Annotated in this window: 21 protein-coding genes and 3 pseudogenes; 13 read left to right on the plus strand and 11 right to left on the minus strand. The window is 72.6% G+C overall.

Annotated features, from left to right (window positions below; translation table 11 throughout):
- Positions 1-164 precede the first annotated feature (164 nt).
- Positions 165-3383 carry a BTAD domain-containing putative transcriptional regulator gene (locus ACQEVS_RS17400; RefSeq protein ID WP_433021419.1) on the minus strand — a complete coding sequence of 1073 codons (3219 nt, stop codon included), beginning with the start codon at positions 3381-3383 and terminating at the stop codon, positions 165-167.
- Between the two features lie 234 nt (positions 3384-3617).
- Between ACQEVS_RS17400 and ACQEVS_RS17405 the strand changes: the two genes are divergently transcribed.
- Positions 3618-4379, plus strand: coding sequence for a TetR/AcrR family transcriptional regulator (locus tag ACQEVS_RS17405; protein WP_433021421.1), 762 nt, complete (start codon positions 3618-3620; stop codon positions 4377-4379).
- Positions 4380-4489: 110 nt separating this feature from the next.
- On the opposite strand, the gene ACQEVS_RS17410 is transcribed toward ACQEVS_RS17405, so the two are convergent.
- Positions 4490-4942: an N-acetyltransferase family protein gene (locus ACQEVS_RS17410; protein WP_433021423.1), complete on the minus strand. Its 453-nt coding sequence runs from the start codon at positions 4940-4942 to the stop codon at positions 4490-4492.
- A 419-nt stretch (positions 4943-5361) separates the two neighbouring features.
- The gene (locus ACQEVS_RS17415; RefSeq protein ID WP_433021425.1) at positions 5362-5823 is read right to left on the minus strand and encodes a MarR family winged helix-turn-helix transcriptional regulator; all 462 of its coding nucleotides are present in this window, start codon (positions 5821-5823) and stop codon (positions 5362-5364) included.
- Between the two features lie 357 nt (positions 5824-6180).
- Between ACQEVS_RS17415 and ACQEVS_RS17420 the strand changes: the two genes are divergently transcribed.
- The 6 genes and pseudogenes from ACQEVS_RS17420 to ACQEVS_RS17445 all read left to right on the plus strand — a co-directional run bounded on the left by ACQEVS_RS17420 (position 6181) and on the right by ACQEVS_RS17445 (position 10985).
- Positions 6181-7398 (plus strand): MFS transporter, encoded by a 1218-nt coding sequence (locus ACQEVS_RS17420; RefSeq protein ID WP_433021427.1) that lies wholly within the window; start codon positions 6181-6183, stop codon positions 7396-7398.
- A gap of 84 nt (positions 7399-7482) precedes the next feature.
- Complete coding sequence (locus ACQEVS_RS17425; protein ID WP_433021429.1) at positions 7483-8121, plus strand: HAD family hydrolase; 639 nt, start codon at positions 7483-7485, stop codon at positions 8119-8121.
- A 1030-nt stretch (positions 8122-9151) separates the two neighbouring features.
- Positions 9152-9343 (plus strand): annotated as a pseudogene (locus tag ACQEVS_RS17430) (globin domain-containing protein); the annotation flags it as partial.
- A gap of 149 nt (positions 9344-9492) precedes the next feature.
- Positions 9493-9669, plus strand: a pseudogene (locus ACQEVS_RS17435) (FAD-binding oxidoreductase); the annotation flags it as partial.
- A gap of 63 nt (positions 9670-9732) precedes the next feature.
- Entirely contained in the window at positions 9733-10149 is a 417-nt protein-coding gene (locus ACQEVS_RS17440; protein ID WP_433027647.1) for a hypothetical protein, read from the plus strand.
- A gap of 68 nt (positions 10150-10217) precedes the next feature.
- A complete protein-coding gene (locus ACQEVS_RS17445; protein ID WP_433021432.1) occupies positions 10218-10985 on the plus strand; it encodes a pyridoxamine 5'-phosphate oxidase family protein in 768 nt (255 codons plus the stop codon).
- A gap of 16 nt (positions 10986-11001) precedes the next feature.
- Here the strand turns inward: ACQEVS_RS17445 and ACQEVS_RS17450 are convergent, their stop codons facing one another.
- Complete coding sequence (locus ACQEVS_RS17450; RefSeq protein ID WP_433021434.1) at positions 11002-11526, minus strand: NUDIX domain-containing protein; 525 nt, start codon at positions 11524-11526, stop codon at positions 11002-11004.
- A gap of 42 nt (positions 11527-11568) precedes the next feature.
- On the minus strand, positions 11569-12465 hold the full coding sequence (locus tag ACQEVS_RS17455; RefSeq protein ID WP_433021436.1) for a LysR family transcriptional regulator: 897 nt from the start codon (positions 12463-12465) through the stop codon (positions 11569-11571).
- 464 nt (positions 12466-12929) lie between these two features.
- Between ACQEVS_RS17455 and ACQEVS_RS17460 the strand changes: the two genes are divergently transcribed.
- Positions 12930-13196 carry a hypothetical protein gene (locus tag ACQEVS_RS17460; protein WP_004948400.1) on the plus strand — a complete coding sequence of 89 codons (267 nt, stop codon included), beginning with the start codon at positions 12930-12932 and terminating at the stop codon, positions 13194-13196.
- A 156-nt stretch (positions 13197-13352) separates the two neighbouring features.
- Here the strand turns inward: ACQEVS_RS17460 and ACQEVS_RS17465 are convergent, their stop codons facing one another.
- Entirely contained in the window at positions 13353-13733 is a 381-nt protein-coding gene (locus tag ACQEVS_RS17465; protein ID WP_433021438.1) for a phage holin family protein, read from the minus strand.
- Between the two features lie 81 nt (positions 13734-13814).
- Between ACQEVS_RS17465 and ACQEVS_RS17470 the strand changes: the two genes are divergently transcribed.
- From ACQEVS_RS17470 to ACQEVS_RS17480, 3 genes are all read left to right on the plus strand, one after another.
- Positions 13815-14132: a cupin domain-containing protein gene (locus ACQEVS_RS17470; protein WP_433021440.1), complete on the plus strand. Its 318-nt coding sequence runs from the start codon at positions 13815-13817 to the stop codon at positions 14130-14132.
- A 363-nt stretch (positions 14133-14495) separates the two neighbouring features.
- Positions 14496-14717, plus strand: a complete 222-nt coding sequence (locus tag ACQEVS_RS17475) for a DUF5326 family protein (protein WP_433021442.1) — start codon at positions 14496-14498, stop codon at positions 14715-14717.
- Positions 14718-15288: 571 nt separating this feature from the next.
- Positions 15289-15735 carry an SsgA family sporulation/cell division regulator gene (locus tag ACQEVS_RS17480; RefSeq protein ID WP_004948386.1) on the plus strand — a complete coding sequence of 149 codons (447 nt, stop codon included), beginning with the start codon at positions 15289-15291 and terminating at the stop codon, positions 15733-15735.
- Here the strand turns inward: ACQEVS_RS17480 and ACQEVS_RS17485 are convergent.
- The 3 genes from ACQEVS_RS17485 to ACQEVS_RS17495 all read right to left on the minus strand — a co-directional run bounded on the left by ACQEVS_RS17485 (position 15732) and on the right by ACQEVS_RS17495 (position 19350).
- Positions 15732-17438 (minus strand): SPFH domain-containing protein, encoded by a 1707-nt coding sequence (locus tag ACQEVS_RS17485; protein WP_433021445.1) that lies wholly within the window; start codon positions 17436-17438, stop codon positions 15732-15734. The genes ACQEVS_RS17480 and ACQEVS_RS17485 overlap by 4 nt on opposite strands.
- A 58-nt stretch (positions 17439-17496) precedes the next feature.
- Entirely contained in the window at positions 17497-17697 is a 201-nt protein-coding gene (locus ACQEVS_RS17490; protein ID WP_433021447.1) for a hypothetical protein, read from the minus strand.
- An 81-nt stretch (positions 17698-17778) separates the two neighbouring features.
- Positions 17779-19350, minus strand: a complete 1572-nt coding sequence (locus ACQEVS_RS17495) for a YibE/F family protein (protein ID WP_433021449.1) — start codon at positions 19348-19350, stop codon at positions 17779-17781.
- Positions 19351-19540: 190 nt separating this feature from the next.
- Here ACQEVS_RS17495 and thiC point away from each other — a divergent pair, with 190 nt between their 5' ends.
- Positions 19541-21367, plus strand: coding sequence for a phosphomethylpyrimidine synthase ThiC (gene thiC / locus ACQEVS_RS17500; RefSeq protein ID WP_433021451.1), 1827 nt, complete (start codon positions 19541-19543; stop codon positions 21365-21367).
- Between the two features lie 129 nt (positions 21368-21496).
- Here thiC and ACQEVS_RS17505 read toward each other — a convergent pair.
- Positions 21497-21727: pseudogene (locus ACQEVS_RS17505) on the minus strand (NUDIX hydrolase); the annotation flags it as partial.
- A 125-nt stretch (positions 21728-21852) separates the two neighbouring features.
- On the opposite strand from ACQEVS_RS17505, the gene ACQEVS_RS17510 reads away from it, so the two are divergent.
- Positions 21853-23265, plus strand: coding sequence for a VWA domain-containing protein (locus ACQEVS_RS17510; RefSeq protein WP_433021453.1), 1413 nt, complete (start codon positions 21853-21855; stop codon positions 23263-23265).
- Between the two features lie 12 nt (positions 23266-23277).
- On the opposite strand, the gene ACQEVS_RS17515 is transcribed toward ACQEVS_RS17510, so the two are convergent.
- Complete coding sequence (locus ACQEVS_RS17515) at positions 23278-24222, minus strand: hypothetical protein (RefSeq protein WP_433021455.1); 945 nt, start codon at positions 24220-24222, stop codon at positions 23278-23280.
- Positions 24223-24344: the final 122 nt, after the last annotated feature.

Genomic DNA, 24344 nt, shown 5'->3' on the forward strand with positions numbered 1-24344 from the left:
CCCCCCCGGCCCCCCCGTCCGGCCTTCGAGGACAGCGCGCGAAGCGTGCTTCGGGGGCGTGCGGGGGCGCGACTCCCGCGAGAGACGGGAAGCGGGGGTGCCCCCTCTGGGGGAGGGACAGGGCCATACGGGACAGGGGGCATACCCCTTCCTCCCGCCCACCCCTACGCCAGCGCCACCTCCACCAGCCGCTCCCAGCCTCCCTCCGCCCCCTCCCGAGCCGCCTCCGCGAAGGCCGCCTCACCGAGGTGCCCCCGCGCCGCCCGTTCGATCCGGACCGCGTCCGGGTGGGAGAGGTCCGGCAGCCCGCGCACGGCCGTGCCCGCCGCGAGCAACCGCGCCGCCTGCGCGTACTCGCCGCGGCGCAGTGCCAGGTCCGCGACCCCGACGAGCACCTGCGCGACCAGCGGCGCGTGCCCCGCCTCGGACGCGGCCGCGCAGGCCGCCGCGCGGTGCGAGCGGGACTCCTCGAAGTCGTCGGCGAGGTACGCGAGCAGATCGTGGCGCCCCGCGCGGATGTTCGGCTGTTCCGCCTCGTCGCCCCAGAGGGCCGTCGCGACGCCGAGCTGCCGGCGCGCCTCCTCGTTGTCGCCCCGCCACCGGGCGAGTTCGGCCCGCGCGAGGGCCAGGTCGATCAGCGCGTCCGGCCAGGTGACCCGCTCCGCGCGGCGCGTCGCCTCGGCGAGGGCCGCGGCGCCGGCCTCCTCGTCGCCGAGCAGCCGGTACAGGCGCGCCTGCCGGGCCCGCATCCGGATGACGTCCTCGGTGGCGCCGACCTCGGTGACCGCGGCGATCGCCTGCTCGTAATGCTCGCACCCGGCGGCGAACTCGCCGCGTACGGCGATGCGTTCGGCCAGTTCGGTCAGGGCGATCGAGATCCCGTACCGCTCGCCCAGCGCCCGGAACTCGGCCACCGCGCCCTCCAGGTACGCGTCCGCCTCCCGCCCGCCGTGGCCGAGCATGACCCGCATCTTGCCCAGGTGCCAGCGGCCCAGGGCGCGTATCCAGGGGTCCTCGTCGTCGAGGAGCGGTTCGAACGCGGACAGGGCCGCGTCGGGCGTCCGCAGCATGCGTTCCAGCGGTTCGACGAGTCTCAGCAGCGGGTAGCGGTGCCGTCCGTCCCGGCCGAGCCGGTACGCCTCGCGGATCCAGTGCTCCGCGTGGTGCTCGTCGCCCTGCCCGCCGCTCACGAACAGCACGACCAGCCCGTACGCCATCGCCCGGACCTCGTCGTCCGCCGCGCCGGGCGCCGCGGCGGCCGCCGTGACCAGCTCGTGGCCCTCGGCCTTGTGCCCGCTGAGCCACCAGTACCAGCCCGCGCCCGCCGCCAGCCGCATCGCCGCCTGCGCCTCGCCCGCCGCGAGCGCGCCGCGCAGCGCGGCGACGATGTCGTCGTGCTCGGCGTCGAGCGTGGTCAGCCAGTCGAGTTGCTCGGCGCGGCGCAGGTGCGCGTCGGCGGTCTCGGTGAGCCCGGTGAAGTACGCCAGGTGCGCGCGGCGGGCCGCCTCCGACTCGCCCGCCTCCGCGAGGCGCCGCGTGGCGTACTCCTTGATCGTGCCGAGCATGCGGTAGCGCGGGGCGCCTTCGCCCTCGGCGACCAGCAGGGACTTCTCGGTCAGGGCGGTGAGGAGGTCGAGGACGTCGTCGCGCGTCACGCCGTCCGCCTCGCTCGCGCAGACGTGTTCGGCCGCCTCCAGGCTCGCCCCGCCGGCAAACACCGCCAGCCTGCGCAGGACCGTCCGCTCGGCGTCGGTGAGCAGCTCCCAGCTCCAGTCGACGACCGCGCGCAGCGTCCGGTGGCGCGGCAGGGCGGTGCGGCTGCCGCCGGTCAGCAGGCGGAAGCGGTCGTCGAGCCGGGCGGCGAGTTGGTCGACGGACAGGCTGCGGAGCCGGGCCGCGGCCAGTTCGATCGCCAGCGGCATCCCGTCCAGCGCCCGGCAGACGCGCGCCAGCGTCGTCAGGGTGCGGTCGTCGGCCGCGAGGTCCCGGCGTACCGCCCCGGCCCGGTCGCGCAGCAGCCGGACGGCGGGGGACGACGCGATGGCGCCCGGGTCCGCGTCCGGCCCCGGCAGGGCCAGCGGCTCTACGGGCCACAGCGCCTCGCCGGTGATGCCCAGCGGCTCCCGGCTCGTCGCCAGGATCCGCAGCCGCCGGCACGCGCCGAGGAGCCGGTGGGCGAAGACCGCCGCGGACTCGATGACGTGCTCGCAGTTGTCCAGGATCAGCAGCGCCTCCCGGTCCCGGACCGCGGCGACGAGCCGGTCCGCCGGCTCCGCGTTCGGGGCCCCGCCGAGGAGGGCGTCCCGGAGGCCGAGCCCGGCGAGCGCCGCGTGCGTCACGTCGGTGACGTCGGCGTCCGGGCCGAGGGCGGCGAGCTCGATCAGCCAGACCCCGTCCGGCAGTTCGCCGAGCAGCGTCCGCGCCGTCTCCGCGGCCAGCCGGGTCTTGCCCGAGCCGCCCGGGCCGAGCACGGTGGTGAGCCGGTGCCCGGCGACGAGACCGCGGACGGCGTTCACGTCGGCGTCCCGGCCGACGAAGGTGGTCAGCTCGGCGCGCAGATTGGTCTTCGGGGGCTCCTCGCCGCGCGCCACCTCGCCTCGCAGCAGCGCGACGTGCAGCGCGGCGAGGTCCGGGGAGGGGTCGGCGCCCAGCGCGTCGGCCAGGGCCTCCCGCGTCCGCTCGTACACCAGCAGCGCCTCGCTGTCGCGGCCGGCGGCGGCGAGAACGCGCATCAGGGCGGCGGCGAACCGTTCCCGCAGGGGGTGCGCGGCCACCAGGTCGGTCAGTTCCCGGACCGTCTCCGCGCCGCGTCCGAGGGCGATCTCCACGTCGAAACGGTCCTCCAGGGCGGCCAGGCGCAGCGCCTCCAGCCGGCCGGCCGCGGCGTCGAACGCGGTGCTGTCCCGGAGGGGGACGTCCTGTAGTGCCGCGCCGCGCCACAGTCCGAGGGCTTCGCGCAGCAGCCGGGCGCGTTCGGAGGCGCCCGCCGAACCGGCGTCCGCTGCACGGGGATCTGTTGTGCGGGCATCTGTTGTGCGGGGCTGTTCCGTACGGGCGTGCGCGGCGGTGACGAGGCGCTCGAACCGCACGGCGTCGACGGCGTCGGGGTCCACGGCCAGCCGGTAGCCGTCCGGTCGGCCTTCGACCGCGTCGCCGTCCGGCAGGGCCTTCCGCAGCCGGGAGGCCAGCCGCTGCAGGGCGTTCGCCGCGTCGGCGGGCGGGTTCTCCCCCCAGATCCAGTCGACGAGCGACGCCTTGGGGACCACCCGGCCCGGCTTGAGCGCGAGGGCGGCGAGCAGCGCGCGCAACCGCGCGCCCGGCACGTCGACCAAGTCGCCGTCGTTCGCGCGTACCTCGAACGGACCCAGCATCCCGATCTGCACGCGCTGATTTTGCCACGGGCGGTGGAGCGGCTCAGCGGACCGGATCCGCTGCGGCTTTTCTCTCGGTCTGCCATGGTCTCCCGCTCGATTCGCCCTTCTGCGTGACCGCCCTTCTGCGCGTTCCGCTCTTCTGTGCGATCCGCTGCGGCCTCCCTCTCGATCTGCCGCGCTAGAATCGGAACTCGCGTCCCGTTTCCGTCCCGCTCTGCCCCGTTCTTTCATGAGGCCCTCACCATGTCGCGGAATCCCGCTCAGACGCCCTCCGGCAGCCGTCCGGGCCCGCTCCGGGCGGACGCGCGCCGCAACCGGCAACTGGTGCTCCAGGCGGCCCGATCCGCCTTCGGGGAAGTCGGGTTGAGCGTCCCGCTGGGGGAGATCGCGCGCCGGGCAGGGGTCGGCACGGGCACCGTGTACCGGCATTTCCCTTCCAAGGAAGCACTGTTCAGGGCGACGGTCGTGGACCGCGTGCGGCTCTTCACGGACACGGCAAGGGAGTTGGCCGACGCCGACGACCCCGGGCCGGTGTTCTTCAGGTACCTGGCGTCGGTGGTCCGCCTGTCGGTACGCAACAAGGGCCTCTGCGACGCCCTGGAAGCGAGCGCGGAGGGCCGGTTCGACCCGTCGCCGGGCGTGGAGCGGGACTTCCGCGAGGCGCTGGCCGTCCTGCTCGACCGGGCCCAACTCGCCGGGGCGGTACGGCGGGATGTCACGCTGGACGACGTGCTGGTCCTGCTGCTGGGCTGTCTCTCGATGGAGCAGCGGCGGGGCTCCCACGGCGAGCCGGGGCGGATGACGGCCCTGGTGTGCGACGCTCTGCGGCCCGGCCGGAACGTGACGAAACTCCCCGTTCCGGTGCCGCCGAGGCGTAACGAAACCGGTTGCCCGGTGTGCGGGGCCGTGCTGCCCGCCGCCCGCACCGGACGGCCCGCCCGGTACTGCGGCGGGGCGTGCCGGCAGAAGGCGCACCGGGCGCGGGTTCGGGGTCGGGGGCTGTAGCGGGCGGGGGCGCAGGGCCGGCGGAGTCGCGGAGCCGGCGGGGTGCAGAGCCGACGGAGTCGCAGAACCGGCGGGGTGCGGAGCCCACGTTCCCGCCGGGCGCGGGAGGCTCAGAGGTGGTACTTGAACCCGAGGTGTGACGCCTCGAAGCCCAGCCGCTCGTAGAAGCGGTGCGCCTCCACCCGCGTCGCGTCGGAGGTCAGCTGGAGCAGGACGCACCCTTGGCGGCGGGCTTCGTCGATGGCCCACCGCATGAACCGGCCCCCGATGCCGTTCCCCCGCTCGTCGGCGTGGACGCGGACCGCCTCGACGATCGCGCGCTTGGAGCCGCGCCGGGAGAGTCCGGGGATGACGGTGAGCTGGAGGGTGCCTATGGTGCGGCCGTCCCGGACGGCGACGGTCAGGTGCTGGTGGGGGTCGGCGTCCAGGGCGCGGAACGCCTCCAGGTACGGAGCCAGGTCGTCGGGTGACTCCCGCCGGGAGCCGAGCGGGTCGTCGGCCAGCATGGCCACGATGGCGGGGATGTCGTCGGCGGTCGCGCGCCGGAACTCGATGTCGCTCATGACCGGACCTTATGTGCCGGCCGGCGTCGCCACGAGGGCTGCCGCGGGGTTGTCACGAGGTGCGCCGGGAGAGTTGTCACCGGCTTGCCACAGGGTGTCGCGGGCTTGTGGTGAGGGCTGTCAGCGGTTTTCCGCGACGGTCGTCACGAGACCGGAACAAGGGCTGCGCGAAGCCGGAGCAAGGGCTGCGCGGGGCCGGACTGAGGGCTGTCACGGGGCCGGAACCAGGGTTGGCGCGGGGCCGGAGTGAGGGCTGTCGCGGGGCCGGAACCAGGGTTGGCGCGGGGCCGGAGTGAGGGCTGTCGCGGGGCCGGAACAGTGGCCGGCGCGAGGGCCGGCACGAGGCCCGAGCGAAGGCTGTCATCAGAGCTGTCATCAGAGTCGGCAAGAGGGCAGGCCGAGGGCCGGCCCGACAGCCGTCACGAAGTCGGAGCGAGGGATTCCACGGCGGCGACGAGCGGGGCGAGCTCGGGCCTGGCCGCGGCCTCCCGGAGCGCCTCGCGCAGGGCCGCGTCATTGGTCGGACGGGCCTCCGCCAGCAGCGCGAGCCCGGCCTCGGTGACGTCGGTGTAGATGCCGCGGCGGTCGGTGAGACACAGGTAGCGGGTGAGCAGGCCGCGGTCCTCCAGCCGGTTGACCAGTCGGGTCGTGGCGCTCTGGCTGAGCACCACCGCGTCGGCGACCTCGTTCATCCGCAGGTGGCCGCCCTCGCCGCTGTGCTGCCGGCTGAGCACGTCCATGACCGAGAACTCGCGGACGCTCAGGCCGTGCGCGGCCTGGAGCGCACGCTCGATGTGCGCCTCGATCCGGCCGTGCAGCGCGGAGAGGGCACACCAGCCCTGTGCCAGGCCGGCCAGTGCGGGGTCCAGGGCGCGGGTCATGGGGCCCTCCTTCGTTCGGTCGTCCGTCGGTCGGCGACGCTGCGCGCGGATGCGGGGCGGCCTCGGGGCCGTCGTTCACCAGGATATCGCCTCGACGCAATAGTCAGCGCTTGCAAGTAAAGCGCGTCTGCAATTATTGTGGACGCCGGTTGAAGCTGCGCGCATGGACCTGCGCGCGCTCCGGCCGAACCACGGGCACCGGGCCGGAACGGCCTGCCCGGCCCGGCGCCCGTACCGGCCGGCCGCGGCGCGCGCCGCACACCCCGCCCGTATCCACGCTCCGGGCCGACGACGCCCCGGACGGACCCTCCGCGTCACCGACAGCGCAAGCCCCCCACCCGACCCAAGGACCCCCTCATGCCCCTCGCCCTGCTGGCGCTCGCCATAGGCGCCTTCGGTATCGGCACCACCGAATTCGTGACCTCGGGCCTGCTTCCCGAGGTGGCGGAGGAATTCCACGTATCCGTCCCCACCGCCGGCTGGCTGACCACCGGCTACGCGCTCGGCGTCGTCATCGGCGCCCCGATCATGGCGATCCTCGGCAGCCGCGTCTCCCGCAAGAAGATGCTGATCTCCCTGATGGGCCTGTTCACCGCGGGCAACGCGCTGTCGGCGGTGGCTCCGGTCTTCGGCCTGATGCTCGCAGGCCGGATCGTCGCCTCCCTCGCGCACGGCGCGTTCTTCGGCATCGGCGCGATCGTCGCCGCGGGGCTCGTCGCCCCGCAGAAGAAGGCGGCCGCCCTCTCGATGATGTTCTCGGGACTCACGATCTCCAACATCGTCGGCGTCCCGTTCGGCACCCTGCTGGGCCAGAGCGCGGGCTGGCGCGTCACCTTCGGCGTCATCGCCGGGCTCGGACTGCTCGCCATGCTGGGCATCGCCACCCTCGTACCGCGACTGCCAAACCCCGAGCGCACCCCGGTCTCCGGCGAACTCGCCGCCTTCCGCAACCCGCAGGTGCTGCTCGCCATGGCGATGACCGTCCTGGGCTTCGGCGGGGTCTTCACCCTCAGCACCTACATGGCCCCCGTCCTCACGGACGTCGCCGGATACGCGCCCTCGTCCGTGACCTGGCTGCTGGTCCTCTTCGGCTTGGGGATGTTCGGCGGCAACCTCATCGGCGGCCGGTTCGCCGACCGCGCCCTGATGCCCATGCTCTTCACGGCCCTCGGCGGACTCACCCTGGCCCTCGCGCTGCTCCCGCCGGCCGCCGAGAACAAGGTCACCACGGCCATCGCCCTGCCGCTGATCGGCGGGTTCGGCTTCGCGACCGTGCCGCCGCTCCAGAAGCGGGTGCTCGACCAGGCCGCCGCCGCCCCCACCCTGGCCTCCGCCGGCAACATCGGCGCCTTCAACCTGGGCAACGCCATCGCCGCCTGGCTCGGCGGCCTGATCATCTCCGCCGGATTCGGCTACACGACGCCGACCTGGGCCGGCGCGGCAATGACCGCCGGTGCTCTGGCGCTCGCCCTCGTCTCGGCGGGCCTGGAGCGGCGGACGACGGCCGCGGGCCACGCCGTCGAGGCGGCCGCGGACACCTCCGACGCCCGGCCGGCCGTCGCGGTGGGACGCTGACCGACGGGCGGGGCGGACGGGGCCGGGGTGCCCCCGGGGATATTCCCTCGGGGAGCACCCCGCCGCCCGCCTACGCTTCCCGCCATGAGCAGACTGCACTTGTTCGACCTCGACGGCACCCTCCTGCACGGCTCCGCGGCGGCGATAGAGATATCGCGCCGGCTCGGCTGCGAACGGGAGATCGACGCCCTGGAGCGGGACTTCTTCAACGGCCTCATCGACCCGGCCGGCTTCGCGGCGGCCGCCTGCGCGCTGTGGGGCGAGGCGCTGACGGACGCCGTGGTGGCCGCGGCCTTCGAGAACGCGCCCTGGCTGGAAGGAATCAAGGACGTCTGGGCGGACATCGAAGCCCGGGGCGAGCGCTGCGCCGTGATCTCACTGTCCCCCCAGTTCTTCGTGGAACGCCTCACCGACTGGGGCGCCCACGCCACCCGCGGATCGCGATGGCCCGCGATCCCGTTCCGCGAACCGGTGGACCCGGCGGGCATCCTCAACGCCGAGGCGAAGGTGCGGATCGCGGACGAACTCTGCGCCGCGTACGGGCTCACGCGCGCCGACTGCGTCGCGTACGGCGACTCGATGTCCGACGCCCGGCTCTTCGCCGCCGTCCCCGTGTCCGTCGCCGTGAACGCCGACCACCACGTCCGCGACGTCGCCTCGCTCGCGTACAACGGCCGCGATCTCAGGGAGGCTTACGCGCTGGTCGGAGACGGGCGCGGGTAACGGCGGCCGGTGAGGGCGCCGGGCCCCCGCCCTCACAACGCCCATCCGTCACCGGCCCGTCACCCCCCATCGCCCGCCCGCCGCCCGTCCATCGTCCGATCGTCGTCCAACCGCCCGTTCGAACCGCGAACCATAACCGCAATCGCCCTGCCGCCGCGCGGAGTTCCGCGAAACGGCCGGTGCCGGAGCGCGGGCTGGCATGCTTCCCGGCACCGAACACCCCATCACCCCAAGGGGATCGCGGGCACCGCCCGGCTCGGCCGGGCGGCGCGTACCGACGAGAGATGGTCGAGGCGAGAGACGAATGGACGCTCCGAGCCGCCCGTCGCCCGAAGACGGCGCCCCCGGCAGGCGCGGCGACTGGGGCTGGTTCACCCCACCCGGCAGACCCCCGACGCCCCACCGCCGGCCCCCCACCCCGGAGCACCGGAACCCACCTCATCCGGACGCCCCCCAGGCCACGAACGCCTCTCAGGCCACGGACGCGTCTCGCACCACGGACGCCTCTCGCGCCCCGGACGTTTCCCAGGCCCCGGACGGCGCCCACGGCCTGGGCGGTTCCCGCCGACCGGACGGTGACCCGGACGGCTCCCGCAGGCCGGACGGCTCCCACGACCCGGGCGGCGCGCGCCGCCCCGACGCCACCACTGCCATCCGAGGCGCCTTACGCGCCGGCCCCCGCCGCCGCACCGCCGCTTCCGGGCCGAGCGCTCCGGACGGGCTCGACCGCGCCACGCCCGACAGCCCGCGGCACGACGGGAAGAAGGGCGCCCGCGGTGATCACGGCGAGGCCGCGTGCCGGACGGCGCCGAACGACGGACCGCAACGCCCAGGCGGCCATCCGCGGCCACACACCGATGAACGGCTTCCCCCGCCGCCGCCCGAACCACCCGGCGCACCGGCCGCCGACGGCGACCTCATCCGCCGGACCCTGGCCGAGATCGAGCCGATCGCCGACACGGTCGTCTCGCACTTCTACGCGCTGCTCTTCCTCCACCACCCCCCACTCCGCGACCTCTTCCCCCCGGCCATGGACGCCCAACGCGACCGCCTCTTCAAGGCCCTGCTGGCGGCGGCCCGGTGCGTCGACGACGCGGCGGCCCTCACCGCGTACCTCTCCCCGCTGGGGCGCGGGCACCGCAAGTACGGCACCCGGCCCGAGCACTACCCCGCCGTGGGCGAGAGCCTCATCGGCGCTCTCGCCCGCTTCGCCACCCGCACCTGGAGCCCGGCGGCGGAGGCCGCCTGGGTGCGGGTCTACACGGTGATCTCCCAGACCATGATCGACGCCGCCGCCGAGGACGAACCGGGCTCACCCCCTGGTGGCACGCGGAGATCGTCGGGCACGAGCTCCGCACGCCGGACATCGCCGTGCTCACCCTGCGCCCCGACCAGCCGTACCCCTTCCTCGCCGGCCAGTACACCAGCGTCGAGACCCCCTGGTGGCCGCGTGTGTGGCGGCACTACTCCTTCTCCTCCGCCCCCCGTCCGGACGGGCTGCTCTCCCTCCACGTCAAGGCCGTCCCCGCCGGCTGGGTGTCCGGTGCGCTGGTCCATCGCGCCCGCCCCGGGGACGTCCTGCGACTCGGTCCTCCCGCCGGTTCCATGATTGTGGACCACACCACTGACAACGGGCTGTTGTGCCTCGGCGGCGGCACCGGCATCGCCCCGATCAAGGCGTTGGTCGAGGACGTCGCGGAGCACGGCGGCCGCCGGCCCGTCGAGGTGTTCTACGGCGCCCGGCACGACGGCGACCTCTACGACATGGACACCATGCGGGACCTGGAACGCACCCACCCCTGGCTGTCCGTCCGCCCGGTGGTCTCCGACGGCCCGACGAGCGCCCTCAGCGGTCAACTCCCGCACGTCGTGCGCGCGTACGGGCCGTGGAACGCGTACGACGCCTACCTCTCCGGGCCGCCGGGGATGATCCGCAGCGGTCTGGACACCCTGGTCGGGGCCGGGATCCCGACCCACCGAATACGCCACGACGGGATCGACGGACTTCTTGCGGAGGCGAGAGGCTGATGCGGACGGACGAGCCGGCAGTGATGGACACGCCCGCAGTGATGGACGGGCCCGCCGCAGCGAGGGGCATGACCACAGCGGAGGGCAAGCTCGCAGTGACGGGTGAGCCGGCGGTGCAGGACGAGCCGGCGGTGTCGGACGAGCCGGTGGTGCCGGACAAGGCGGCGGTGTCGGACGAGCCGGCGGTACCGGACGAGCCGACGCTCATGGAACCGCAGGCGCCGCCGGCTCCGCGCCCGGGCAGCGCGGGCGAGCACGCCCTGCAGAAGCGATTCGGTACCGCCGACCGCGCCGACCGCTTCTACGCCGAGCAGACGCTCGCCCACGTCAACTCGGCCATGCGGGAGTTCCTGGCCCGGCAGGAGATGTTCTTCCTGGCCACCGCCGACGCGAGCGGCGCCTGCGACAACAGCTTCCGGGCCGGACCGCCCGGATTCCTCAGGGCACTTGACGAGCGCACCCTCGCCTACCCCGAGTACCGGGGCAACGGGGTCCTGGCGAGCATGGGCAACATCGAGGAGAACCCCCGGGTCGGCATCCTGCTCGTCGACTTCTTCCGCGACCGCGTCGGCCTCCACGTCAACGGGCGCGCCCGAGTGGTGGAGGACGCCGAGATGCGGACCGCCCATCCCGGCCTGCCGGTCGAGGAGGCGCCCGGTCGCCGTACGCCGGTGTGGGTGGAGATCACGGTGGAGGAGGCGTACGTGCACTGCGGCAAGTACATCCCCCGGCTGAGCCGGGTCCGGGAGGGAGCGAACGCGGAGGCCGCCCTTCCGACAGCCCGCGACAGCCGGAAGGGCGGCGACTACTTCGGAGCCGCCGCCGGCCGTCCCTGAAGGGCGTCCGGGGGCGCTATCCGAGATCGTCGGCGAGCAGCGCCCGTACCCCCTCGACGTTCTCGCGCAGATATGTGCGGAGCGAAGGCGGCACGACCTCCACCGAGGCGATGCCCTCGCGGGTGAACGGCACCCGGACCACCTCGTACGTGCCGCGCGGTTCGTCGACCTCGGGGCCGTGCCGCAGGGCGAGGTCCATCGAGGCCAGGCGGCAGACGAAGAAGTGCTGGACCTTGACGCCGCCGGGGACGGTCCGGTCGTCCGGGTCGGCGGGGTCGGGGACGTGGAGGACGGTGTCGACGAACGCGGGCACGACGTCGACGACCTTCGCGCCCAGTTCCTCGTCGACCTCCCGGTGCAGGGCGGCGATCACGGTCTCGTCACCGGCTTCGACGCCGCCTCCCGGGGTGATCCAGTAGGGGTCTTCCCCGGGTTTGGTGCGCTTGATGAGGATGAGGCGCAGCTCGCCGGAGCCGTGGCCCGGCTCGCCTTCCAGCAGAATGGCGCGGGCGGTGCGTTTGACCACCGGTCGTACGGTCATAAGCGACATCTGCCGCGCCACGACCGTCGCGAAACCCTTTCCTCACCAGGAAACGGCGGCGCGCAGCAGCCACTCGTGTGCCCGGGCCAGATGCGGGTGGGCCAGCGTGCCGGTCCGGACGACGAGGAAGTACGTGCGCAGCGGCGGCACCGGCGGGTTGAGCAGGGCGACGACCTCCCCGGTGTCCAACGCGTCCTCGCACAGGTAGCGGGGGAGGACCGCGATGCCCGCCCCCGCGACGACGCAGGACAGCACCGCTCGCAGGTCGGGGGCGATCACGGCGCCGGTGGCGAGGGGCTTGCTGTCGAAGACGGTGGCCCAGTAGCGGCTGACGAACGGCAGGCTCTCGTCCACCTCCACCACCGGCAGGTGCTCCAGGACGGCCACCCCCTTGTCGCGGACGACGGCCGCGCCGCCGAGCCGGGCCGCCCAGCGCGGTGCCGCGATCAGGACGTGCTCCTCGTCGCAGAGCGGGGTGGCGGTCAGCAGCCGGCCCCGGGGCCGGGACGTGGTGACGGCGAGTTCGTGGTGGCCGGCGGCGAGCCCTTCGAAGAGCGGTTCCGACATGCCCTGGGCGGCGCGCACGGTGAGCCCCTGGGTGATCAGCGGGCTCAGCGCGGGCAGCACGCGCAGCGCGGTGAACTCCGGCGGGCCCGCGAGGTGGAGGGTGCGGTGCGGCCACTGCTCGTCGAGCCCGGATTCGGTGATCTCCAGCAGGGCGTCGACGTGCGGGGCGATCCGGTGGGCCAGTTCGTCGCCGAGCGTCGTGGGGGTGACGCCGCGCGCCTGGCGGAGGAAGAGGGGGTGGCCGAGCCGGCGCTCCAGAGTGCGTATCTGCCCGGTGACCGCCGGCTGGGAGAGGCCCAGGAGAGCGGCGGCGCGGGTGAAGGAGCCCGCCCGGTGGACGGTGACGAAGGTGCGCAACAGGGTCAGATCCATGCTGTCTCCCCGGGAGGTCCGCCACCGACCGTAGAGGAACTATAAATAAGTCGATAGGGCTGTGTCGCCAGGGTGATTGGACACTGACGTAGAGTCAACTAGCCTTGGTCGCGCGGTTCTTCTTCACGTGAACCGCGGCGGCTCAAGCCATGAGGGGGGAGGCTTGAGCCGCCTTCGTGCTGCCAGGGCCTGTTCCGCGGTGCCCGGGCCGTACGCGCTCCGGGGCGCCACGTCGCCAAATCGCCTGCGGCCGACCCGCTTTGTGCCTGTCACTTTGTCGACGGTGGGCGACGTCCCCGCGTCGGCCGGCCTGTTGTCTTGTCGACGTTTTCGCAAGCTGCCCTCCCGGGCCTGGCCCCGCCCTGACTTCCGGTGTGCGGAACGCGGGACGAACGCGGGACACGTCGCGACGCGTCGTGCCGACAAGGTGTGCGCCGGGGTGCGCCCGTGGCAGTCTGGGGCGCATGGATGAGTTTTCCGCCGGCGCGTCCCCGGATCCTCCGTACCCATGGCGGTCACCGGCCCTGCCCGGTGAACCGCCGTACTACACCACGGACACGTGCGCCGGCTGCGGCGCCATCGTGCACGGCATCCACGGTCGCTGGACCTGCGCCGCCTGCGGGGCGTGCAGCCCGTACCAGGAGCCTCCGGAGGGTTGGTCGACGGAGATCACGCCGGAGGAGCTGGCCGCCAACACGGTCGGGTACGACCCGCCGCCGGCCGGCCGGTGAGGCGGCTTCCGCTCTCCCGCCCTCCCGTACGTGCCGCGTGAGTCCCCGCGGCGGTGCCGTACGCGCCGCGCCGGCTCCTGCCGCGGTGCTCGCCGCGCCGGCCCCTGCCGCGCGGGTGCTCGCGGTGTCGGTCCTTGTCGCGTGGTGCTCGTCGCGTCAGTCCTTGTCGTCCGGCAGGATCACATGCATCGCCCAGGCCACGATCGAGATGATCACGCCGCCCACCAGCGCCGGCCCGAAGCCCTCCACGTGGAACGCGAGATCGAACTTGTCGGCCAGCCAACTGGTCAGCAGCAGCATCAACGCGTTGATCACCAGGGTGATCAGGCCGAGCGTGAGGATGAAGAGCGGGAACGACAGCAGTTTGACGACCGGCTTGACGAGAAAGTTGACCAGGCCGAACAGGAGCGCCACGACGAGCAGCGTGATCGCCTTGGCGGCGGTCGTCTCACCGGCCAGGGTGATGCCCTTGAGCAGCCAGATCGCGACTGCGAGGGCCGCCGCATTGGCGATCGTCTTGACTACGAAATTCTTCATACGTGAGATCGTGGCAGACGGGACCGACAGGTGGGATCGGCGATCGGCGGTACGGCCGGCGCCCGGAGGAGGAGGCGACGGATGAAGGCGTTCCGGCTGGATGAGCTGGAGGCGGAGCGGGCCGCGAACGAAGGGGCGTACCTGCAGTTCCTCAAGGAACGGAACATGTCGGTCGGCCTCTACGCGCTCGACGCCGGGGACGCGGACCCGCAGGGCCCGCACAGTCAGGACGAGGTGTACGTGGTGGTGAGCGGCCGGGCGTCGATCACCGTGGGGAACGAGACGACGGAGGTCGGGCGGGGCAGCGTCGTCTACGTTCCGGCCGGGGTGACCCACCGGTTCCACCACATCAGCGAGGACCTGCGGGTCCTGGTCGTCTTCTCCCCGCCGGAGAGCTGACCCGGCCCGCCGCCCGGGGAACCGGGCCGGCGGTGGTCCGGGGAACCGGACCCGGCGGTCGTCCGGGGAACGCGCCGACCGGCCGTCCCTCCCGGAGCCGGTCCTGCCGAGGCCCTGCGGGGCCCGGGATCTCAGGGTCGCCGGCGCCCATCCCGTAGGGGGAGGTTCAGGGATGTCCGGGGGTCGCGGTGGCCCCGTTCGCACCCCGGCCCGCCCTAGCATCGAAGCAGGCCGGGGCGACCGCTCCGGACGGCCGGTGACACCGGTGGCACACGATCCGCCCGCCGCTCGCGCCGCGGACGGCGGAGTGGCACGGCGGCCGTGATCCGACAACGACGCGCTAAGCGGAGAGCAGGGAACGACATGGGTCAGAAGGGGATACTCGCGGGACTGCCGTGGTGGGTTAAGTGGATCGCCCTGCCGGTGCTCGTGTGCGTGGTGTTCGGCAGCCTGATCGTCAGCGTGCTGGGGATCGTCATCGACGTTCTGTTCAAGGCGCTGCTGCTGGTGGCGCTGATCGGTGGCCTGATCTTCGTCGTCAAGAAGTTCACGGGGTCCTCGTCGTCGAAGGGCGGCGACTGGTAGGCCCGTCGCTCCGGCGAATTCGTCAACTCAACGAATCGGAACGCGGGGAGTAACTTCGGCCGTCAGCCGGGACGGCCGGTTCACCCCGGCACCGAGTGTGCGAGGAGGGGCGGGATATCCGCCCCTCCGGCATGTCCCGGCATGATTCCAACCGGTTTGCGCGGGGCAGGAGTAGGGCGGGCCGAGCCCGCCCGTTTCCTCATCGCCCCAGCGTCGTTCGTCGTCTTTCCTCGTCGTGCCGACGGCCTCGCCCGCCGCCGGTACGCCGTCCGCCGACTGCCCGCAGGCCGTCTGCCGGACGTCCGTCCAGCGCCCCGCCCCGGCGGTGGACGCCCCGCACTTTGGCCAGTTCTCTGCTTATGTCCGCCCGGAATCCGACGGAACGACTCCGCGCCGTAGTCGAGTCGCTACTCTCCAGAGTCGAAGAGCCGTAAGCTCCCTCTCAATCTCTATCGGTAACTGAAAAATCACTCCTTGTGATCCGCAGGGCGTTGTTGTCAGACTATGGCGTCATGAGTAGGGCCATGAGGATCCAATCCCGGCCAAACCGACAAAGACGGGGCATTGGGCGATGCGCGACACAGTTCAGGCAGAAGTGATCATGACGTTCCTCGTCTCCGAGGAGCTGTCCTTCCGTATCCCGGTGGAGCTGGCCTATGACAGCAGCGATCCCTACGCGGTGAAGTTCACCTTTCATCTGCCCGGCGACGCCCCGGTGACCTGGGCTTTCGCAAGGGAGTTGTTGCTCGACGGATTGAGCCAGCCCTCTGGCGAAGGCGATGTGCACATCGCCCCCGCCTCCGCACAGCACCTCTCGGACGTCTTCATCCGTCTGCAAGTGGGCGGCGAAGGCGCGCTGTTCCGGGCCGGGGCGGCGCCCCTCGTGGCCTTCCTGGACCGGACGGACCGCGTCGCCCCGCTCGGCGAGGAGCGCTCGGTCGCCGACTTCGACTACGACCTGGCCGCGGCGCTCGAGAGCATCCTCGCCGGCAACACCGAGGGGCAGAACGCCGGTTAACGCGCCGGTGCGCCGCCACCGCCCCCGGCCGGGCCCCCGGCGGGCCGCTCGACCGGCACCCGCTCGGTGCGCGGGACGGGGCCGCCCGGCGCGGCGGCCGTGCCCCGGCCGGGGCCCGCGGCTCCGTCACTGCCGTCGGTGCCTCCCACGGCCCCCGAGGCCCGGCCGCCCCTCGCGCCGGTGCCCTCGACGCCGTCGCCGCCTTCGGGACCGCCGCTCATGGCCGTCAGCAGCTGCCGTGCCAGCCCCAGGCCCGTACCGCCCAGGGTCAGCGCCTTGGCGAACGCCTCCGACAGGCCGTCCGCGCCGTTCAGCACCACCATGTGGTCCACGCTGCCGAACGCCTGGGCGCCGGCCCCGACGATCTCGGGCCACTTCTCGGCCAGTTGCTGGGCGACCACCGCCTCCTGGTTCTCCGCCAGCGCCGCCGCCCTCGCCTTGATCGCCTCCGCCTCCGCCAGCCCCCTGGCCCGGGCCGCCTCCGCCTCGGCGAGGCCCCGGGCCCTGGCCGCCTCGGCCTCCGCCAGCCCGCGCGCCCGGGTGGCCTCGGCCTCCGCCAAACCCTGGGCCTTGGCCGCCTCGGCCTCGGCCACGCCCTGCGCCTGCCCGGACGCGGCCTCCGCCTCACCGGTGGCCCGGGTCGAGGCGGCCTCGGCCAGGCCGCGCGCCTTGGTGGCCTCCGCCTCGGCCGCGGCCTCCGTCTTCACCCGGGTCGCGTCGGCCGCCGCGGCCAGTTCCGTCTCCTTGGCCAGCGCCTGTGCCGCCGAGATCCGGGCGTCCCGCTCCGCCTCCGCCAGGGTGCGCGTCTTGTACGCGGCCGCGTCGGCCGGCTTCCGGACGTCCGCCTGGAGCTGCTGTTCCCGGCGCCGCGCCGCCAGCTCCGCGACCCGAGTCTCCTGGACCACGACCTCCTGCTGCGCGGCCGCCTCGGCCAGCGGCCCGGCCTGCCGCGCCTTGGCCGCGGCGCCGTCCCGCTCGGCCTGGTAGCCGGCCTGGAGGATCTCGCTGTCGCGGGTCGCCTCGGCCATGCGCGCGGCCGCCGCCTGCTCCGCCTCGGTGGCCAGCCGGTCCGCCTCGGCCTGGGCGATCCGGGCGTCCCGGTGCACGGCCGCGGCGTGCGGCGCGGACAGGTTCTTGATGTAGCCGGTCGGGTCCTGGATCTCGTGGATCTGCAGCGAGTCGATGATCAGGCCGAGCTTCTCCATTTCCGTGCCGGAGGCCGCGCGGGTCTCGCCCGTCAGCCGCTCCCGGTCGCGGATCATGTCCTCCACGGTCAGCCCGCCGACGATCGACCGCAGGTGTCCGGCGAACACGTTGTGCACCCGCTCGGCCATGAACTTCTGCTGGTCCAGGAAGCGGCGGGCCGCGTTGGCGATCGAGACGAAGTCGTCACCGACCTTGAAGATGACCACGCCATGGACCTTGAGCGGTATGCCCTGGTTCGTCACGCAATCCACGTTCAACTGCGCCTCGTTGAGATCCAGGGACAGCTTGCGCACCACCTGCACCCCGGGCAGCACCAGCGTGCCCCGCCCGGTGACGATCCGGAAGCCCATGCCCTCCCCGAGGCCCTCCGTGCGGTGCTTCGAGCCGGAGATGACCAGCGCCTCGTTGGGTTCCGCGACGCGCCACATCAACTTGAACAGCCCTACCGCGAGGCCGACGGCCACCACGACGGCCCCCGCCACGATCCCGATGAACATGTACCGTTTCCCCCTTTTGTGTTGAGATCCGGTGTTGCGACGGCCGCCGTCGAGCACGTCATCCGTAGGCGGACGTCACATAGACCGTGCGGGGCGGCTGGTACTCCACGACCACCACGAGCGTCCCCCGCGCGATGCGCTCGCCCGGCTCCACCGCGTACGCCAGGAACGCCTCGGCACCCCCGCGCACACGGAGCATCACCTCGCCGACCAGCCCCGGGCCGATCGCCCCCGTCACCCGGCCCGTCTCCCCGATCACCGGTACCCCCCGTCCGGTCGTCCCACCGACAAGCTCCTGCGAGCGGACGCCCGTCGGCGCCCGTACCGTCCGCCCCCGGCGCTAGCGCTTCGCCCGGCGGCGCCTTCCGCCGCCGGAGCGCGCACCGGCGCCGCCCCCGGGCACGGTCTCCGCTCCCTCACCCTCAGTGTGCCGGTCGGCACTGACAACGAGCGCCGCCAGCAGCGTCGTCACCGGTACCGAGAGCACGAGCCCGATGCTCCCGACCAGCGTCCGTACGATCTCCTCCGCGACGATCTCGCTCGTGGCCACCGTTCCCACGCCGCTGTCGGCGATCGAGAACAACAGGAGCAACGGTAGTGACGCACCGGCGTACGCCATCACGAGCGTGTTGACGACAGAGGCGATATGGTCCCGCCCGATGCGCATCGCCGCACCGTACAATTTGCGCCAACTCGCGGAGGGGTTGGCCTCCTTCAGCTCCCACACCGCAGACGTCTGCGTGACCGTCACGTCGTCGAGGACGCCCAGCGAGCCGATGATGATGCCCGCCAGCAGCAGGCCCTGGGTCTCGATGCCCGGAAAGAGGCCGTGGACGAGTCCGGTCTGGTCGTCGGTGTTCCCGGTCAGCCGCGCCCAGTCGATGAACCACGACCCCAGCACCCCGATGACCAGCAGTGAGGTGAGCGTGCCCAGGACCGCCACCGACGTGCGGGCGTTGAGGCCGTGGCACAGATACAGCGCGATCAGCATGATCGCGCTGCCGCCGACCACCGCCACCAGCAGCGGATCCGAGCCCTGGAGGATCGCGGGGAGGATGAACAGCGTCAGCACGCCGAAGCTGATGACGAGGGCCACCAGTGCGAAGACGCCGCGCAGCCGTCCGATGGCCACCACCGCCACGGCGAACAGGCCGGCCAGCAGGCCGACCGGGAGATCGCGGTCCACGTCCATGACCGAATACCGCAGGTTCTCGGGGGCCTTGGGGGCGTAGGCGAGGACGACCCGCTGGCCCACCGTGTACTGCCGGGACGCCCCGGGGTGCACGATCTCGGTGAACGTCCGGCCCTTGTCCGGCCCCGAGGAGACTTCGATGACGGCCGACAGGCAAGGGCCTTCGGCCGGGACCGGACCACCCGGCGCCCCCGCTCCCTGCGGCGGAGGAGCCTGACCGTCCCCCGGCCCGCCGGCGGCTCCCGCGCCCCCGGCGCACGCCACCTGCTCCTGCTTCACCACCCGTCCCGACTCCGTGTGCCGGTCCAGCCCGAGCCCGGTGTGCGAGTGCGGCGGCGTGCCCCCCGGCCACAGCACCACCAGTCCCACCAGCACCGCCGCCGTGAACGGGATCAGCACCGCGGCGATCACCTTGCGCAGCCGGTGGGAGACGGGAGTGGCGGGGCCGTGGCTGTGACTGTGGCTGTGCCCATGTCCATGTCCGTGGTGCCCGTGACCGTGGTGGCCATGGCCTTGGTGGCCGTGATCGGACCCGTGCCGGCCGTGCCCGTGGCCATGGCTCTGCCCGGTCCCGGTCCCGGTGTTGGCCCCGGTACCGGCCTCGGCTCCCGCACCGAACCCGAACCCCTTCCGCCGTCTGCGCCCCCGCCCGCGACCATGGCCGGATCCGTGCGGGGACGAGGGCGGCCGGGGCGGGGGAACGGCGTCGCTGGCGGTCATCGCCCGATCATCGCAAGCCCCTCTGGCACTCCGGCGCCGGAAGGCGCTAGCGTTGTGGCACCTTTGCAATCGCGGGAGCTCGGAGCACCGGGCTGAGAGGGCGCTGACCTCCGTACGAACGGTACGGAAGCCGCTGCGTCGACCGCTGAACCTGTTACCGGGTAATGCCGGCGTAGGGAGTTACGGTCATATGACCTCGCAGGACGCACGCACGTCTGCCGACCCGTCCACCACGCGACCGACGGCCGAAGCCACGGAACGTACCGGACGGACCGGGCGTATCGGCTGGCACAAGGACTACGTCACCGGCTCCCGCCCCGACCTCCGGGTCCCGGTGCGCCGGGTGCACCTGACCAACGGGCAGGACGTACAGCTGTACGACACTTCGGGCCCCTACACGGACCCGGACGTCACCACGGACGTCCGCCGGGGCCTGCCGCCGCTGCGCGAGAACTGGATCATCGGCCGCGGTGACACCGAGGAGTACGCGGGCCGCCCGATGCGCCCGGAGGACGACGGCGTCAAGCACGCGTCGCCGCGCGGCGGCCTGAAGAACCTCGACGCGGTCTTCCCCGGCCGCCCCCGCCAGCCCCGCAGGGGACGGTCCGGCACCGCCGTGACGCAGCTCGCCTACGCGCGGCGCGGGGAGATCACCGAGGAGATGGAGTACGTCGCCCTCCGGGAGAACGTCTCCCCGGAGACCGTCCGCGAGGAGATCGCGGCGGGCCGGGCCGTCCTCCCGGCCAATGTGAACCACCCGGAGATCGAGCCGATGATCATCGGCAAGAAGTTCCTGGTCAAGGTGAACGCCAACATCGGCAACTCGGCCGTCACCTCCTCGATCGAGGAGGAGGTGGAGAAGATGACCTGGGCCACCCGCTGGGGCGCCGACACGGTGATGGACCTCTCCACCGGCCGCAACATCCACACCACCCGCGAGTGGGTGCTGCGCAACTCGCCCGTCCCCATCGGCACCGTGCCGCTCTACCAGGCCCTGGAGAAGGTGGACGGCAAGGCCGAGGAGCTCAGCTGGGAGATCTACAAGGACACGGTCATCGAACAGGCCGAGCAGGGCGTGGACTACATGACCGTCCACGCCGGCGTACTCCTGCGCTACGTCCCGCTGACCGCGCGCCGGAAGACCGGCATCGTCTCCCGCGGTGGTTCGATCATGGCCGCCTGGTGCCTGGCGCACCACAAGGAATCGTTCCTCTACGAGAACTTCGAGGAGCTCTGCGAGATCCTCGCGGCCTACGACGTGACGTACTCCCTCGGCGACGGGCTCCGCCCGGGTTCGATCGCGGACGCGAACGACGAGGCGCAATTCGCCGAACTGCGCACGCTGGGCGAGCTCAACACGATCGCGAAGCGGCACAACGTCCAGACGATGATCGAGGGCCCGGGCCATGTCCCGATGCACAAGATCAAGGAGAACATCGACCTCCAGCAGGAGATCTGCGAGGAGGCGCCGTTCTACACCCTCGGCCCCCTGACGACGGACGTCGCCCCGGCGTACGACCACATCACCTCGGGCATCGGCGCCGCGATGATCGCCTGGTGGGGCACGGCGATGCTCTGCTACGTCACCCCCAAGGAGCACCTGGGGCTGCCGGACCGCGACGACGTCAAGACCGGCGTCATCACGTACAAGATCGCCGCACACGCCGCCGACCTGGCCAAGGGCCACCCCGGCGCCCAGGAATGGGACGACGCGCTCTCCGACGCGCGGTTCGAGTTCCGCTGGGAGGACCAGTTCAACCTGGCCCTCGACCCGGACACGGCCCGCGCCTTCCATGACGAGACGCTCCCCGCCGAACCGGCGAAGACCGCGCACTTCTGCTCCATGTGCGGACCCAAGTTCTGCTCGATGAAGATCAGCAGGAGCATCACGGAGCGGTTCGGCGGCGCGGACGCGGACGGGACGGCCACGCCCGACGAGGTGGAGGCGGGGATGATGCAGAAGTCGAAGGAGTTCGCGGAGGCCGGTGGCAGGGTCTACCTGCCGATCGCGGACTGAGCGGCCACTGGTCGCAGGCGGTCGGACGCGGCCGCCCCGGCAGACCGGGACGGTCTGCCAGGGCGGCTCGTGCCCCACAGGGATCGCCCTCACAGGGATCGCCCTCCCGGATACCGAGCCGCCGTTCGATCACCCCAAGTAGGGCTGCTCCCGCCCTTCCAAGAAGTGCCGGATACGCAGTCGCTGCGTATGGTGCATGGGGAGTCCCGGGATCTCATCGGGGTGTACGAACCGGAGTTCCGTGGATTCGTCGGAGATCGCGAGTTCACCACCGATGATCCGTGCGGTGAAGCACACGTTGAACTGTCGACGCACCTCCCCGTCCGAGTAGGCGATCACATGGGCGGCGGGGTCGGCGTAGTACTCGGTGCGGGTCATGGTCACCTCTGACGGTGGATGCGATGACGGGGGAGTTCCGCTCGGCGGGGTTGTTCCGGCGGGCGGCGGATTGTCCGGTTCCTCTGTTTGCCCGTGAGACTGGCCGGATGAATGACATATCTCTGGGCAAGGGCGCCAATTGTGTGGTGCCCGTGACCGCAGTGCACGCCGTGCTCCGTTGGAAAGCCGTGCCGGGGGCGCCCGACGTCGATGCCACCGCGCTGCTCCTCACCGCCGACGGAACGGCGCGCGGCGACGGTGACTTCGTCTTCTACAACCAGCCGCGGCATGCCTCGGGTGCCGTCGCGCACCGTGGCAAACGGGCGGGGGCGGACGGTCTCGTCACCGACGTCATCGCGGTCGACCGGGACGGACTGGAGGCGGACGTCGAACGGGTCGTGCTCTGCGCCGCGACGGATGGCGGGACGTTCGGCGAGGTGAGCGGGCTGACGCTGGAGCTGCTGGACGCGGCGACGGGGGCGCGGCTGGCCCGGTACGAGATGGCCGGGGGGCCGGAAACAGCGCTGATCTGTGGGGAGTTGTACGTGCGGGACGGACGCTGGAAGTTCCGGGCGGTCGGTCAGGGGTACGACACCGGACTGGCCGGACTCGCCACCGACTTCGGCGTCGTGGTGGAGGAGGAGGACGTGCCGGTTCCGGCGCAGCCCGCCGGGTCCGGGTCCGCCTCGTCCCGCCCCACTGCCTCCGGCCTCGCCGCCTCCCGCCCCGCCGCGTCCGGCCCCGTCGCCTCCGGTGAGGAGCGGCTTCCCGTCGAGTTGCGCGAGCGGCTGGCGCTGCGCAAGGAGCAGGTGTCCATCAGTCTGAGGAAGCGGGGCGCCGACGGGCTCCGGGCGCGGGTGGTCCTGGTGCTCGACGCGTCCGGTTCGATGAGCGAGTTGTACGACGACGGTGTCGTCGCCGGCGTGGTGGAGCGGATGGCGGCCGTCGCGGCGCAGTTGGACGACGACGGCACGATGGAGGCGTGGGTCTTCGCCGACCGCCCGGCCCGGCTGCCCGATCTGCGGCCGGCCGACCTGCCGGAGTGGATCTCCCTGCATGTGCGGCTGGACGACCCCTGGGAGCACGGGCAGGGTGAACGCCGTGCCGGGCAGATCGACATGCGCCGCATCGGCTGGGGGAACAACGAGCCGAGCGTGATCGCCAAGGTGCGCAAGGAGGTCCGGACGGACCCGTCCGCCGACCCGACCCTCGTCCTGTTCTTCTCCGACGGCGGTGTGTACGAGGACGAGCGGATCGAACGGCAGCTCCGGGCAGCCGTACAGGAGCCCGTTTTCTGGCAGTTCGTGGGGCTCGGGCGGGCCGACTACGGGGTGCTGGAACGGTTCGACACCCTGCCGAACCGTTCCCTCGACAACGTCGGGTTCTTCGCCGTGGACGACATCACCGCCGTTTCCGACCGCGAACTCTACGACCGGCTGCTGTCCCAGTTCCCCGGCTGGGTCGCCGCGGCCAGGCGGGCGGGCGTCCTCGGACCGGAAGCCTCCCGGACCGCGCCGTGAGCGGCGCGGGACTCACTCCCGGCCGTTCGAGCCGCCGAACTCCGGCCCGGTGTAGTCGGGGCTGCTGAAACGGGGCCGGAGGTGGGGGCCCGGCTGTTCCTCGTGGCTGGAGAAGCCGGGACTGGAGAAGCCCAGCCGCGAGTTGTGACCCCGCTCCTCCCGCGGCCCCGGCACGTACGAGGAATCGGGTGCCACGGGTGCGTCGGCCAGGGCCTGACGCAGGAAGGGCAGGACGCCGCGGTGCAGCAGGGCCTCGTGCCAGGCGTCCCGGGCCCGGTCGGCGGCCAGGGTCAGCCGGTCATGACGGGAGGTGTGGGAGGCGTGGGACGGGCGGGAGGATCCGGCAGCGGACGCTCCGCCTCCGGAAGCGCCCGGGCGGCCGTTGCGCAACGCCGTGAGCAGCAGTGCGCCCATGGCGATCAGCGCGCCGGCGGCCATGAGGCCGGCGAACCACCAGCCCGCGGTCACCATCGGCCGGGCGACCGAGCTTTCGGTGCCGATCGCCTTGAGCACATAGCCGATGAGGAGGAACAGGAAGGCGGCTATCCCGGCGAGGACCGGTGCCAGGACGGTCAGCACCGCCCCCGCGCCCGCCCCGGCACCCGTTCCGGAGGCGTCCGGGCCGTCAGGGACGTCAGGACCGTCGAGGCCGTCGTCGCCCTCCTGCCCGCCGCGTCCCCGGGAACCGGCAGAGGCGGAACGGTGGTGGTGCAGGCTGCGCAGTTCCTCGCGCGCCCGGACGTAATTCCGGTATTCCGGCAGCGCGCGCGCCGAAATGTCGGCCATGGCCCGGAGGGCCGAAGTCCGCAGCTGTTCGGTGTCGAGTCGCCGTCCTTTCGCGGCGATCAGTGCGCTGATCTCCGGATCCCGGTCCGCCGAGCGCAGTGCCAGGTCCAGGACCCGCTCGAATTCCGGGCGGTCCTCGGCCAGCAGATGCGGAGCGCTGTTCATGTGCATCCCCCGATGCTCCGTAGGGCCCTTGGCGCCGACGGCGCCTGTATGGGGCGGAAACGGAGGAGAGCCTGCTACGGATAAGCCGATGGTAGAGCCGCACCGGCGCGGGGTGACAGTGCGTTTCG

Origin of the sequence: Streptomyces sp. CA-181903, from assembly GCF_050937075.1 — a bacterium.
In the GTDB taxonomy this organism is placed as follows: domain Bacteria; phylum Actinomycetota; class Actinomycetes; order Streptomycetales; family Streptomycetaceae; genus Streptomyces.

Bases quoted from the DNA above. Each gene is read 5' to 3' on its own strand.
- ACQEVS_RS17415 (WP_433021425.1), bottom strand. From the start codon at position 5,823: ATGACCCGCGCCCTGGACCCCGCACTGGCCGGCCTGGCACAGGGCTGG.
- ACQEVS_RS17425 (WP_433021429.1), top strand. From the start codon at position 7,483: ATGAGCAGACTGCACTTGTTCGACCTCGACGGCACCCTCCTGCACGGC.
- ACQEVS_RS17450 (WP_433021434.1), bottom strand. From the start codon at position 11,526: ATGACCGTACGACCGGTGGTCAAACGCACCGCCCGCGCCATTCTGCTG.
- ACQEVS_RS17470 (WP_433021440.1), top strand. From the start codon at position 13,815: ATGAAGGCGTTCCGGCTGGATGAGCTGGAGGCGGAGCGGGCCGCGAAC.
- ACQEVS_RS17485 (WP_433021445.1), bottom strand. From the start codon at position 17,438: ATGTTCATCGGGATCGTGGCGGGGGCCGTCGTGGTGGCCGTCGGCCTC.
- ACQEVS_RS17495 (WP_433021449.1), bottom strand. From the start codon at position 19,350: ATGACCGCCAGCGACGCCGTTCCCCCGCCCCGGCCGCCCTCGTCCCCG.
- thiC (WP_433021451.1), top strand. From the start codon at position 19,541: ATGACCTCGCAGGACGCACGCACGTCTGCCGACCCGTCCACCACGCGA.
- ACQEVS_RS17410 (WP_433021423.1), bottom strand. From the start codon at position 4,942: ATGAGCGACATCGAGTTCCGGCGCGCGACCGCCGACGACATCCCCGCC.
- ACQEVS_RS17480 (WP_004948386.1), top strand. From the start codon at position 15,289: ATGCGCGACACAGTTCAGGCAGAAGTGATCATGACGTTCCTCGTCTCC.
- ACQEVS_RS17460 (WP_004948400.1), top strand. From the start codon at position 12,930: ATGGATGAGTTTTCCGCCGGCGCGTCCCCGGATCCTCCGTACCCATGG.
- ACQEVS_RS17455 (WP_433021436.1), bottom strand. From the start codon at position 12,465: ATGGATCTGACCCTGTTGCGCACCTTCGTCACCGTCCACCGGGCGGGC.
- ACQEVS_RS17510 (WP_433021453.1), top strand. From the start codon at position 21,853: ATGAATGACATATCTCTGGGCAAGGGCGCCAATTGTGTGGTGCCCGTG.
- ACQEVS_RS17420 (WP_433021427.1), top strand. From the start codon at position 6,181: ATGCCCCTCGCCCTGCTGGCGCTCGCCATAGGCGCCTTCGGTATCGGC.
- ACQEVS_RS17405 (WP_433021421.1), top strand. From the start codon at position 3,618: ATGTCGCGGAATCCCGCTCAGACGCCCTCCGGCAGCCGTCCGGGCCCG.
- ACQEVS_RS17445 (WP_433021432.1), top strand. From the start codon at position 10,218: ATGACCACAGCGGAGGGCAAGCTCGCAGTGACGGGTGAGCCGGCGGTG.
- ACQEVS_RS17475 (WP_433021442.1), top strand. From the start codon at position 14,496: ATGGGTCAGAAGGGGATACTCGCGGGACTGCCGTGGTGGGTTAAGTGG.
- ACQEVS_RS17465 (WP_433021438.1), bottom strand. From the start codon at position 13,733: ATGAAGAATTTCGTAGTCAAGACGATCGCCAATGCGGCGGCCCTCGCA.
- ACQEVS_RS17515 (WP_433021455.1), bottom strand. From the start codon at position 24,222: ATGCACATGAACAGCGCTCCGCATCTGCTGGCCGAGGACCGCCCGGAA.